Source organism: Streptomyces sp. NPDC028298 (assembly GCF_055565895.1).
Genome location: NZ_JBVHTL010000002.1, coordinates 1,387,960 through 1,400,252 on the forward strand (window position 1 = coordinate 1,387,960; position 12,293 = coordinate 1,400,252).

General features: G+C 72.4%; 9 protein-coding genes. 4 read left to right on the top strand and 5 right to left on the bottom strand.

What is annotated here, in order from left to right; genetic code table 11:
* Positions 1 to 102 precede the first annotated feature (102 nt).
* Positions 103 to 2,457 carry an immune inhibitor A domain-containing protein gene (locus ACZ4TO_RS14590; protein ID WP_385043787.1) on the bottom strand — a complete coding sequence of 785 codons (2,355 nt, stop codon included), beginning with the start codon at positions 2,455 to 2,457 and terminating at the stop codon, positions 103 to 105.
* Positions 2,458 to 2,895: 438 nt separating this feature from the next.
* Between ACZ4TO_RS14590 and ACZ4TO_RS14595 the strand changes: the two genes are divergently transcribed.
* The gene (locus tag ACZ4TO_RS14595; RefSeq protein ID WP_382790158.1) at positions 2,896 to 3,186 is read left to right on the top strand and encodes a hypothetical protein; all 291 of its coding nucleotides are present in this window, start codon (positions 2,896 to 2,898) and stop codon (positions 3,184 to 3,186) included.
* Positions 3,187 to 3,343: 157 nt separating this feature from the next.
* Here ACZ4TO_RS14595 and ACZ4TO_RS14600 read toward each other — a convergent pair whose 3' ends face one another.
* Both ACZ4TO_RS14600 and ACZ4TO_RS14605 read right to left on the bottom strand, forming a co-directional pair.
* Entirely contained in the window at positions 3,344 to 4,063 is a 720-nt protein-coding gene (locus ACZ4TO_RS14600) for an RDD family protein (RefSeq protein WP_468024300.1), read from the bottom strand.
* A gap of 63 nt (positions 4,064 to 4,126) precedes the next feature.
* Entirely contained in the window at positions 4,127 to 6,241 is a 2,115-nt protein-coding gene (locus tag ACZ4TO_RS14605) for an RDD family protein (protein WP_468024301.1), read from the bottom strand.
* 279 nt (positions 6,242 to 6,520) lie between these two features.
* Between ACZ4TO_RS14605 and ACZ4TO_RS14610 the strand changes: the two genes are divergently transcribed.
* Positions 6,521 to 7,039, top strand: coding sequence for an SsgA family sporulation/cell division regulator (locus ACZ4TO_RS14610; protein ID WP_468024302.1), 519 nt, complete (start codon positions 6,521 to 6,523; stop codon positions 7,037 to 7,039).
* A gap of 86 nt (positions 7,040 to 7,125) precedes the next feature.
* Here the strand turns inward: ACZ4TO_RS14610 and ACZ4TO_RS14615 are convergent, their stop codons facing one another.
* A complete protein-coding gene (locus tag ACZ4TO_RS14615; protein WP_468024303.1) occupies positions 7,126 to 8,541 on the bottom strand; it encodes an FAD-binding oxidoreductase in 1,416 nt (471 codons plus the stop codon).
* Positions 8,542 to 8,633: 92 nt separating this feature from the next.
* On the opposite strand from ACZ4TO_RS14615, the gene ACZ4TO_RS14620 reads away from it, so the two are divergent.
* Complete coding sequence (locus ACZ4TO_RS14620; protein ID WP_468024304.1) at positions 8,634 to 10,217, top strand: tetratricopeptide repeat protein; 1,584 nt, start codon at positions 8,634 to 8,636, stop codon at positions 10,215 to 10,217.
* Positions 10,218 to 10,536: 319 nt separating this feature from the next.
* Here the strand turns inward: ACZ4TO_RS14620 and hppD are convergent, their stop codons facing one another.
* Positions 10,537 to 11,682, bottom strand: a complete 1,146-nt coding sequence (gene hppD / locus ACZ4TO_RS14625) for a 4-hydroxyphenylpyruvate dioxygenase (RefSeq protein ID WP_382790176.1) — start codon at positions 11,680 to 11,682, stop codon at positions 10,537 to 10,539.
* A gap of 122 nt (positions 11,683 to 11,804) precedes the next feature.
* Between hppD and ACZ4TO_RS14630 the strand changes: the two genes are divergently transcribed.
* On the top strand, positions 11,805 to 12,275 hold the full coding sequence (locus tag ACZ4TO_RS14630; protein WP_382790470.1) for an Lrp/AsnC family transcriptional regulator: 471 nt from the start codon (positions 11,805 to 11,807) through the stop codon (positions 12,273 to 12,275).
* The last annotated feature ends 18 nt before the right edge of the window (positions 12,276 to 12,293 follow it).

A 12,293-nucleotide genomic window follows, 5' to 3' on the forward strand; every position in this document is an offset into this window, starting at 1 on the left:
GATGTCGGTGTCAATAAGCCAGGCACAGGAGGCACCTAAACACGATCGGCGGCAACCCGCCAGGGGTTGCCGCCGATACGCTTCTGACCTGCAGAAATGCTGTTACTTCACCGCGGGGCCGACCTTGAGGGAGATCGTCGAGCCATCCTTGGCCTGCTTGACGATCTCGATCTTGGTGTTGGTGTCAGTGACCTTGACACCGCCGGTCGGGTTCCGGTTGTCGTAGTAGTCGCTGGTGTGGTCGTTGAAGACCGACACCCCCTTCGACGACGGAATCTTCGTGGCGACGTCCGCGCTGTGCAGCGTGATCCCACCCGTGCGGTACAGGCTGAACGGCGAGTCGTAGGCCTGGATGCGGTTGCGCATCAGCGTGCCGTTGTCCCACCACAGCGCCTTCGGGTGCGAGTCGACCGGAAGCGCGAGGCCGACACCCGGGTGCTGGCTGGTGTTGTTGTCCGCCTGCGAGGTGTCCCACTTCCAGATCAACAGGCCGGTCTGGTACGGGTAGTGCTCCACCCAGTCCGGACGGGTCGTCGAGAAGCCGAAGTTGTACGGGCCGACCTTGAGGGTCTTGTCGTACGACACGTACTGACGGTTCTCCGCGAGGTAGTACTGCGCGTAGTTCTTGGTGAACGAGGCGCCGATGCGGGAGAAGCCGGCGGCGGTCCAAGCGGCGTCCGCCGTCTCGGCGTTGTCCGAGAAGAGCGCGGTGCCGTCGGCGGTGACGCTGATCTCGTCGGCCGCGAAGCCCTTGAGGGCCACGCCGCCGTCGCTCTGGTAGCGGAAGCGGAGGTCGATCTTCTTGCCCGCGTAGGCGTCGAGCGGGTAGACGAGCTTCTTGTACGCGTCGACCGTGCCGGTGAGGGCGGGCTTGTCGCTGCCGTCGCGCGGGATGGCGGCGCCGTCCACCGTGCCGTCCAGGGCGGTCCAGTTGGCGCCGCCGTCGGTCGAGACCTCGGTGTAGAGGTAGTCGTAGTTCGCCTCGATGTCGTACCAGCCGTCGAGGGTCAGCTTCGCCGACGACTTGCCCGTGAGGTCCACGGACCGGGTCAGCGTGTTCTTCAGGTTGTCACCACTGCCGCTCCACCACTGGGACGAGCCCTGGGCGGGGTTGACGACCGTGGTCGTGACCGCCTTCTCCGGCAGCGAGACGACGAGCGCCTGCTTGTCGAAGGTGTTGTACTCGGCGACGCCCAGCTTGTGCGTGGACTGCTTGCCGGCCTTGGCGGTGTCGTAGTTCAGCCAGCCGAGCTGCAGCTTGTCCCAGGCGTTGAAGTCGCCGGGGAGGTCACCGATGGACTGCTTGCCGGTGCCGAGCCAGGAACCCGAGGACATCAGGGTCCAGAAACCGGTGGAGTTGTCGCCGCCGGCGGTGTCGTAGTGGTCCGGCAGACCGAGGTCGTGGCCGTACTCGTGGGCGAAGACGCCGAGTCCGCCGTTCTCCGGCTGGATGGTGTAGTCGCCGACCCAGATGCCGGTGTCACCGATCTGGGCGCCGCCGAGCTTGTTGTCCGCGGGACCCGTGGCACCCGCGTCGGTGCCGAAGGCGTACCAGCGGTGGGCCCAGATCGCGTCCTTGCCCTGGACGCCGCCACCGGCGGACTCGTCCTCACCGGCGTGCACGATCTGGAAGTGGTCGATGTAACCGTCGGGCTCGTTGAAGTTGCCGTCGCCGTCGTAGTCGTAGCGGTCCCACTGGTCGAACTGCGCCAGGTCCGCCTTGATGGCCGCGTCGGTCTTGCCGGCCGCCTTCTGCTGCGCGACCCAGGCGGTGACGCCGTCGCTGACGACGTTCCACACGCTCGGGCAGTTCGTGCTGCCGCAGGCGTTGTTGCCGTAACGGGCCTCGTTGTAGGGCACCTTGACCCAGTCGGCGACTTCGCCGTCCACCGAGTAGCGGCCCGAGGACTGCGTCTCGTAGAACTTCTTCATCGACTCGACGTTCTTGCCGGTGCCGAAGTAGAGGTTCTGGAAGTGCTTCTGGTTGTAGTCCGCCTGCCAGGCCGTGCTGTTGTCCTTCGCACGGTCCGGCGCGGCGATCTGGTTGTGCCCGGGTCCGGCGGTGCCGCCGAACTTGGGGTCCGTCTTGTCGCCGAACTCCACCAGGATCGTGAAGATCTTGTCGGTCTTCTCCCGGCCGAGCTCGACGTACTTGCTGTCGCCCTTCTTGCTCTTGAGCTGGACGACCTGCGAGCCGTTGCGCTTCTGCACCTTGGCGTCGCCGGATATCACCTGGTTCAGCGCCTCCTGGCGCTGGGCGTCCTGGGTCTTGCTCAGCGGGCCGTCGAGGTCGTGGTCGACCGTGTTCTTGACCGGCTGGGGGTCGTGGCGGTCCACGACCGGTGACGCGGCGGCCGAGTCGGCCTGCGCCACGGCGTACGTAGAGAACGTGGCGGTGGCCGCCGCGAGGGCCACTCCCACCGCGGCCGCTCTGAACGTCCATGGTCTGTTGGTCACTTGATGTCCTCCCCCGCGCACGTTCGCGCGGAGGGGGTTCCGGGTCATGGAGGTCCGCGCGCGCTACGCGATTCAAGTGACGACATTTGACCGGAGTTACCAAAGAAAAAACAGATCTTGACTTGAACCTGGCAAGTGCATTATGCGGAGCCCCCGTTCGGTATCCGGACGGCCTCGAACGCCTCCAACGGGCGCGCTTTCCGGCCCACTTGGAGGACGTGATGAATCCGTGCGCCCCCTGTGCACCGGCACCGTGGGTAAGGTCACGCTTACCGGACGTTCCCCTCGGGCATGCAGGCGAATAGAGTCGATTGGCGGCCGTCGGAAGCTGGCGGACAGCCACGTCGACACCGTTGTCCCACCCCCGACATCTATCCGCACCCTCCCCCATCGCGAGAGGCACCGGGGGGAGAACCCCCATCCGAGGACACGATTGCCATGCCTCGTCCGACCGCCGCACAGCTCGCCTACGGTTCCTGCACCGTGATCTTCTCGACCCTCGCCATGCTGCTGCTGTCACAGACGAGTTCGAGCCTGGGGATCGTGCTGATCACCCTCTCGGCGCTCGCTCTCGGACTGCTGGTGGCCATGACGGTCCCGCTGCCGAAGCCGGCGCCCGCCGCCTCGGCCGTCGTCCACGAGCGAGTACCGGCGCAGCGCGAGACGGCGTCCGTGTCCGCCTCCGCGTCCTCCGCGCCCGAGCCCGTGCGCGAACCCGCGGGGCCCTGAGACCGCGTACGCGCCGGCACCCCGGACGCCGCGAGCTCACACCGGAACGGCGGGCCCGTCGACCACGGGCCCGCCGTTCCGGTGTGTACTCCCGCCGCGCCACGCGTCGCCCGGCCCTTCGCCCGGCCGCCCGGTGCCGCGATGTCGCCGAGGGGCCTCAGCCCGTGTCGACCACCACCGTCTTGGCCGCCTTGTCGTGCAGGCCCTGCTTGTAGGGCTTGTCGAAGAAGCTCCAGCCGCCCGCGATCGCCGTCCAGATGCAGGCGCAGCAGAACGCGAACGGGATCCACAGCACCAGGGCGCGGACCAGGGAGGTCTGCACCGAGGGCGTGGAGCCGTTGTCGAGGTTGGCGACCCGGTGGTTGAACAGCCGCTTGCCGAGGGTCTGGCCCGTCCTGCTGATCATCACGGTGTCGTACGACACGTAGAGCACCGCGGCCACCAGGGACTGCCCGAGCGACTTGCTGTACTCGATCTTGTTCGAGTCCACGTCGTACTCGGTGACCCCGAACGCCCAGGACAGCAGCCACACCACGACGCCCACCAGGATCATGTCCAGGATCCTGGCCAGCACCCGCTTCCCGCTGTCCGCGAGCGGCGGCATGCCGGCCAGCGGGTCGCCGCCGTAGGGGCCGCCGCCTCCGTAGGGGTCGGCGCCGCCCGGGTGCGGACCCCCTCCGGGGTACGGGCCGCCGCCTCCCGGGTACGGGCCGCCGCCCTCGCCGTAGGGACCACCGCCGCCGTACGGCGGGGTCCGGTCGCCGGGAGGCGGCGGGTCGTACGGGGAGCCCGTGCCCTCACCGGGCGGGGGCTGCTTCTTGAACGGGTCCTCGTCCGGTGGCCGGCCGGAGTCCGGGGGCGGCGGTTCGCTGCTCATGGCCCGAGTCGACCGCGAACCCCCCGGCTCCGCATCCGGCGAAGGGCCGTCCGGGGGACGGGTTTACCGGGCCGGACCCGCCACGAACGTGTGCGCCGCCTTGTCGTGCCAGCACTGGCTCCAGGGCTTGTCGAACAGACCCCACACGACGCCCACGAGACCGACGACCAGCAGGGACGGCACGCTGAGGACGAGCCAGCGGCCAAGTGCCCTGCCGAAGGTGGGCGGTTCGTGACCCTCTATGTCGCGCACCTCGATGCCGCACAGCTTCTTGCCGAGGGTGCGGCCCCATTTCGCGGTGGGCAGGACCTCGTAGAGGACACCGAAGACGAGCAGGACGGCGAGGACGGCGCCGAGGCAGGAGGCGGTCGTGGCGTCGAGGAGCCAGACGGTGACCTTCTCGCCGGACAGCTTGGCCGCGTCGATCTTCTCGTCGATGTGGTCGGCCGCTCTGGTGCCCAGCGGGACGGCTGCCGCCGCGGTGACACCGGCGATGACGAGGGTGTCCAGCAGCCGTGCGGCCAGCCGTCGGCCGAGACCGGCCGGGCGGGCCGCCGCCTGGCGCCGGGCGGCCGCCTGGAACACGTCGTCGACCGGGGGCTTCCACGGCGCGACCCGCTGCCCCTCGTCGGCCGGGTCGCCCGCGAGCTGATGCACCTGCTGGGCCCAGGAGGGCTGTCCTCCGCCGGCCCCGGAGGCCATGGGGGTGGCCCCGACCGGCTGTTGCGGCACGCCGGGACCGGAGGCGACCTGCCCGGCGCCGGGGGCGACGGCACCCGGGGTGCCCGGGCCGAAGCCGCCTCCGGGCGCCGCGGACGTGCCGGACGCGGCCGTCGTGCCCGCCGCGGGGGCGGGCGCGGCGGGTGTGCCCGCCCCGACCGACCCGGCGGGGGCGGTTGCTGCGCCGGACGCGGCGGCCCCCGCGGCCGGCCCGGAGCCGGCGGCCGCCGGGAACTGCCCTGCCCCGGCAGGGGCGCTGGAGGTGCCGGACCCGGCAGGCACGGCCGCTGGGCCGGACCCGGCGGGAGCGGCGAGCGGCCCCGCACCGGCAGGGGCGCCGGACGGGGCGGACCCGGCCGATGCGGCGGCCGCATGGGCCTGCCCCGAGCCCGCGGGCGCCGTGAAGGGCCCTGCCCCGGCGGGGGCGCTGGAGGGAGCCGCCCCGGCAGGCGGGCCGAACCCCGCAGGCGCGGCCGACCCGGCAGGCGCGGTGGCCGGCCCGGAGCCGGCGGCCGCAGGGAACTGCCCTGCCCCGGCAGGGGCGCTGGAGGCGCCCGACGCGGCCGCCGGGCCGGAACCGGTGGGCACACCCGGCGCACTCGACGGTGGCGTGCCCCCGTCCTGCCGCTCCGTACGCGGGGAGGGCGCACGGTAGGCCGTGTCGCCCGCGGCGGGCACGGGGTCCGCGACGGCTCCGCCCGAACTCGCCGAGCCCGTACGGCTCGTACCACCCGCGCCCGGCTCGCCCTCCGGCCCCGTGGACGGCACCGGACCGGTGGGACGGCGGAAGACCACCGGGCTCGGGGACGCCGGAGTCCGCGTGGCGGCGCCGGAGTCGGCGGGCGGAATCGTCGTCGTGCCGTCCGTTCGGGCCGACGCCCCGTCGGGCCCGCTCACCGCGTCGGTGAACCCCGCGGAGCGCGGGTCGCGCGCGCCGGACGGCTTCGGCGCGCCCCAGGACACCCGGCGGTCCTGGCCGCCGCCGAAGCCGGACTGCTGCGAGCGGTCGGCACCCCACGAGGCGGCCGGCTCGGGCCGACTGCCGTGCTGGGACTCGGCGGAGGCGGCGCGACGGCCCTCGCCGGTGCCGACGCCGTGGGGCTGTTCGGGGACGGCACCGTGCGGCTCGGCGGGGACGGAGCCGTGCGGCTCGGCGGGGGCCGGGGAGGGCGGCTCCGGGTCCTCGTCGAAGAAGTGCGGGCCCGTCTCCTCCACCGCGGGAGCGCCCGACTGCCCGCGCGCGGCGGAGAATTCGGGCGACGACGCCGGAGCGGGCACCTGCGCGGGACGCGCGGCCGCCGGCGGGGAAAGCGCCTCGCCGCCCGACGGCGCCGGGCGGCTCGTGCCCGGCACCCAGGCGGCGCCGTTCCAGTACCGGACGTATCCAGGGATGGAGGGGTCCGGGTAATACCCTTCGCGGGGCCTGTCGTCACCGGGGGCCGGGGTTGGGGCGCTCATGTCCGTCGTCCCGTATCTGCTCGGGGGTCGTGTGGGACGTCCACATCTACCAGACCGGCGCACGCGTCACGGCCGGTCCCGCCGTACCCACTCCTTTAGGGCGAGGTTCCGCCCCATCCCGCGGCCGGGCCCCCGAGGCTGTGGACGGTGTGCCCGGACAGGGGCCGCGGCCGGCCCGAAAGTTTTCTCCGAACCCGCGTAATGGTCGCGGCGCCAGGCCCTCTCCACTCGTACGGGCCCGTCCGCAGGAGCCCGTACGACGAAAGGGAGGGCATCGACATGCACACCGTGGTGGAACGCGAGCTCGAGCTTCATCTCGTCCTGTCGCCGGAACACAGCATCCCGGTGCCGGCGCGCCTGAGTTACCGCGCCGACGACCCGTACGCCGTGCGCATCACCTTCCACATCGGCTCCGATCATCCCGTCAACTGGACATTCGCCCGTGAACTGCTGGTCGAGGGGGTGTTCCGGCCGTGCGGTCACGGCGATGTGCGGGTGTGGCCCACCAAGGTCGGCGGCCGGAGCGTCGTGCTGATGGCGCTGAGCTCGCCGGACGGCGACGCGCTGCTCGAAGCGCCCGCCGCGCAGATCACCGCCTGGCTGGAGCGCACGCTCAGGGCGGTTCCCCCGGGCACGGAGGCCGGGCAGCTCGGCCTGGACGCCGGTCTGGCCGAGCTGCTCGCGCCCTCCCCCAGGCTCTCGGCCTCACTCGACCCGGCGGGAGGGCCGTCCCCGGACGATCTGTGGCTGCGCGACCCCTGGCCGTCGGACGAGTCGGGTGAGGAAGACCCGTCCTGACGGGCCGACGGACGAAACCCGGTCCGCCGGGGCGACGGACGACGGTGCGCGGCGGTGACGGGCCGGCGGACGGCCGGTCCCGGATGTCAGAACAGCTTGCCCGGGTTGAGCAGGCCCAGCGGGTCGAACGCCGTCTTGATCGCCCGCTGCATCTCCACGCCCACCGGACCGATCTCGCGGGCCAGCCACTCCTTCTTCAGCACACCCACGCCGTGCTCGCCGGTGATCGTGCCGCCGAGCTCCAGTCCGAGGGCCATGATCTCGTCGAAGGACTCGCGGGCGCGCCGGGACTCGTCGGGATCGGTCGCGTCGAAGCAGACGGTGGGGTGTGTGTTGCCGTCGCCCGCGTGGGCGCAGACGCCGATGGTCAGGGCGTACTTCTCGGCGACGCGTTCGATGCCGTCGAGCATGTCGCCGAGCCGGGAGCGCGGCACGCACACGTCGTCGATCATCGTGGTGCCCTTGACCGCTTCGAGCGCGGTGAGCGACAACCGCCGCGCCTGGAGCAGGAGTTCGGACTCGGCGGCGTCCTCGGCGGGCACCACCTGGGTCGCTCCGGCGACCTCGCAGAGGGCGCCCACCAGGGCGAGGTCGGCCGCCGGGTCGTGGGTGTCGAAGGCGGCGAGCAGCAGCGCCTCGGTGGTCTCCGGGAGACCCATGTGCGCCAGGTCGTTGACGGCCTTGACGGTCGTACGGTCCATCAGTTCGAGCAGGGACGGGACATGGCCGCCCTCCATGATCCTGCAGACGGCGTCGCAGGCGGCCCGCGCCGACCCGAACTCGGCGGCCAGGACGAGCTGTCGGGGCGGCTGCGGCTTCAGCGCGAGGACGGCCCGTACGACGATGCCGAGCGAGCCCTCGGAGCCCACGAACAGGCGGGTGAGGTCGTACCCGGCGACGCCCTTGGCGGTCCTGCGCCCGGTGGACATCAGCCGTCCGTCGGCGAGGACGACGTCCAGGCCGAGGACGTACTCGGCCGTCACCCCGTACTTCACGCAGCACAGGCCGCCGGATGCCGTGCCGATGTTGCCGCCGATGGTGCAGGTCTCCCAGCTCGACGGGTCCGGCGGGTAGTACAGGCCGTGTTCGCCGACGGCGCGGGAGAGGGTGGCGTTGACGACACCGGGTTCGACGACGGCGATGCGGTCGACCGGGCTGATCTCCAGGATGCGGTCCATCTTCACCAGGGAGAGCACCACGCAGCCGTCGGTGGCGTTGGCCGCTCCGGACAGGCCGGTGCGGGCGCCCTGCGGGACGACGGGGACGCGCAGTTCGGTCGCGACGCGCATGACGTGCTGGACCTGCTCGACCGTGCGCGGCAGGACGACCACGGCGGGCGTGCCCGCCTCGCAGAAGCTCGCCATGTCGTTGGCGTAGGAGGCCGTGACGTCCGGGTCGGTGAGCACGGCCTCGGCCGGCAGACCGCTCAGCAGACGGTCGAGGAGGCCGCCGGTCGCCGTCGTGTCCTCATCGCGCGGGGCTTCGATACGGCTCATGATCACAGGGTCGCACCCGGGGCCATCGGTGTGAACCCCATTCGCGGGAGGCTTCGCATGCCGGGGTGCGGTCTTCGTATTGACGCACAGTGAACCGCATGGAGATCGAAGAGCGACAGCCGGTGCCCGCCGGGTCCGGGCGCGCGGTGCCCGCCGGACCGCGGTCCGGGGAGCCCGTCGGCGAGCGGTCCCCGGAGGCCTCCGCCGCGTCCTCCCCCGGGCCCTCCGGTCCGCGCCGGTCCCCGTTCACCCGGCGCGCGCTGATCGCGGGGGTGGCCGGCTGTGCCGTGCTAGGCGGGGTGGTGGTGCTGCTGCCCTCCCTGGACGGGCGCGAGGCGCCGCGGCCGGCCCCGGGTCCGGTGGCGCGGGCGGTGAGCGCGGTGGGTGCCGGGGTGCCCGCGGCGCTGCCCGATCTCACCGCGCTCATCCACGACCGTGAGGCCCGGGTGCGGGCCCGTCCGCGCGACGACGTGTCGTGGGCGGTGCTGGGCGCCGCGTACACGGAGCGGGCGCGGCGGACGGCGGCGGCCGCCTCCTACCCGAAGGCCGAGAAGGCGCTGCGCACGTCGCTGCACCTGCGGCCCGAGGACAACGTGGCGGCGCTGGAGGGACTCGCCTCCCTCGCGGACGCGCGGGGCGACTTCCGGGCCGCGCGCCAGTGGGGCGAGTCGGCGGCGGAGCTGGCGCCGAGGCGGTGGACCACGTATCCGGCGCTCATCGACGCGTACTCCGGGCTCGGGGACCACAAGGCCGTGGACGGGGCCCTCGACAAGCTGCTCGCGCTGCGGTCCGGGCCGGCGGCCCAGGCCGTCGCCGCGCGGGTGTACCGGGACCGCGGCCGGCGCGAGGACGCGGCGGCGGCGGTCTCGGACGCGGCGGCGGGTGCGGCCACCGGGCCCGAGCAGGCGGCCTTCCTCACGGATGCCGGGGACCTCGCCTGGGAACGCGGGGACCGCCAGGAGTCCCTGGACCACTACCGGGCCGCGGTGCGCACCGACGCCCACGCCTACGAGGCGCTGGCCGGGCAGGGGCGTGCGCTGGCGGCGCTGGGGCGCACGTCGGAGGCGCTGCGCGCGTACCGGGCGGCGCTCGCGGGGCGGCCCGTGCCGCGGTACGCGCTGGAGCTGGGCGAGCTGTACGACCAGCTCGGGCGCGGCGCGGAGGCGCGCACGCAGTACGACCTGCTGCGGGACCTGGTGCGGCGGGACGGCGCCGCGGGCGTGGACGACCAACCGGTCCTCGGGCTCTTCGAGGCGGACCACGGCGACCCGCAGGCCGCGGTGCGGGAACTGCGCGCCGAGTGGCGGCGGCAGCCGGCCATCGCGGTGGCGGACGCGCTGGGCTGGGCGCTGCACCGCGCCGGGAGCGACGAGGAGGCGCTCGGCTTCGCCGTGCGGGCCATGGACACGGAGCACGGGGGCGGGGTGCGCAGCGCGCTGTACGCGTACCACCGCGGGCAGATCGAGCGTGATCTGGGGCTGTCCGGTCCGGCCCGCCGGCACCTCACCGAGGCGTTGCGGATCAATCCGTACTTCTCGCCGCTGCTGGCACCGGCGGCCCGGGAGGCTCTGACGGCGCTGGGCGAGCCGCCGGCCGGGGGCCCGCCGGAGGAGTCGGGAGAGACGGCGGACGAGGAGCAGCCGGCCCCGCAGGCCGCCCCGGGAGCGCCCGCCGCACGCTGACACCGGACCGGAACCCGGAACCCCACCCGGGCGCCGCTGCCCGGCCGCCCAGGCACCGCCGCCCCGGCACCGCCGCCCCGGCACCGCCGCCCCGGCACCGCCGTCCAGGCACCGCCGTCCAGGCACCGCCGTCCAGGCACCGCCGTCCGGCCGCAGGGCGGCCGGACGCCCGGGCACCGGGCGGCCGGACACCGACCGCCGGACAACCGTCGCAGCCGGGCGGAAAGGCAGGAAAAAACCTGCCCGGCAGCCGCCGATTTGGGGCGTCCGCCGGGCAGATGGGGTCCGGGCGGCCCTCAAAAAGGGCCGGTTCCACGGATCAGAGGTTGCCGCGCTTCTCCTGCTCGCGCTCGATCGCCTCGAACAGGGCCTTGAAGTTGCCCTTGCCGAAGCCCATCGAGCCGTGCCGCTCGATCATCTCGAAGAAGACGGTCGGACGGTCCTGGACCGGCTTGGTGAAGATCTGGAGCAGGTAGCCGTCCTCGTCGCGGTCGACGAGGATCTTCAGCTCGCGCAGGGTGTCGACGGGGACGCGGGTGTCGCCGGCCCACTCGCCGAGCGTGTCGTAGTACGAGTCCGGGGTGTCGAGGAACTGGACACCGGCCGCCCGCATGGCCCGCACGGTCGCGACGATGTCGTTCGTGTTCAGCGCGATGTGCTGGACACCGGCACCGCCGTAGAACTCCAGGTACTCGTCGATCTGGGACTTCTTCTTGGCGATGGCGGGCTCGTTGATCGGGAACTTGACCTTGAGCGTGCCGTCGGCGACGACCTTCGACATCAGGGCGCTGTACTCGGTCGCGATGTCGTCGCCCACGAACTCCTTCATGTTCGTGAAGCCCATGACCTTGTTGTAGAAGGCGACCCATTCGTTCATCCGGCCGAGCTCGACGTTGCCGACGCAGTGGTCGATGGCCTGGAAGGTGCGCTTGGCGGGCGGCTCGACGATCGGCGCGGCGGCCACGTACCCGGGCAGGTAGGGGCCGTCGTAGCCGCGGCGCTCGACGAGCGTGTGGCGGGTCTTGCCGTACGTGGCGATGGCGGCGAGGACGACCGTGCCGTTCTCGTCCTTCATCTCGTACGGCTCGGCGATCGAGCGGGCGCCGTGCTCGACGGCGTACGCGTGGGCGGCGCGCGCGTCCGGGACCTCGATGGCGAGGTCGACGACGCCGTCGCCGTGCTCCGCCACGTGTTCGGCCAGGAAGTGGCCCCAGGTGGTGGCGGGCTTGATCACCGAGGTGAACACGAAGCGCGCCGAGCCGTTCTCGAGGACGTACGACGCCGTCTCGCGGCTGCCGTTCTCCGGTCCGGAGTACGCGACGAGCCGCATGCCGAAGGCCGTGGAGTAGTAGTGGGCGGCCTGCTTGGCGTTGCCGACGGCGAAGACGACCGCGTCCATTCCCTTGACCGGGAAGGGATCGGCCTGCCGGGCGGTGTCGGGAGTGTCGTGTGTGGTCTGCGTCATGGCCGCAGGCTCTCTCCGTTCCGCAAGGTGCGCAATAGTTCGCCTGTCGGCTGAGCAATATGTTCAGTGAAGGGTCCGTACCGTCGGGCTTTCTGTACATCATGACCATCTCGGAGGCACCCATGGCGATCGATCATCTTGACGGGCGGCTGCTCGTGCTGCTGGCCGAGGAGCCGCGCATCGGGGTCCTGGAGATGTCCCGGCGGCTGGGGGTCGCGCGGGGGACGGTGCAGGCCCGGCTGGACCGTCTTCAGTCGAACGGAGTCATCCGGGGTTTCGGTCCTCAGGTCGACCCGGCCGCGCTCGGCTATCCGGTCACGGCGTTCGCCACGCTCCAGATCCGGCAGGGACAAGGCGCGGACGTACGGGCCCACTTGACGACCGTGCCCGAGGTGCTGGAGCTGCACACGACGACCGGCAGCGGGGACATGCTGTGCCGGCTGGTGGCCCGCTCCAACGCCGATCTCCAACGTGTGATCGACCGGGTTGTCGGTTTTGATGGCATCGTCCGGGCCTCCACGGCGATCGTCATGGAGAACCCGGTCCCACTGCGGATCATCCCGCTCGTGGAGCAGGCGGCGACCGAGCGCTGAACCGAGGAGCGAGGTGAT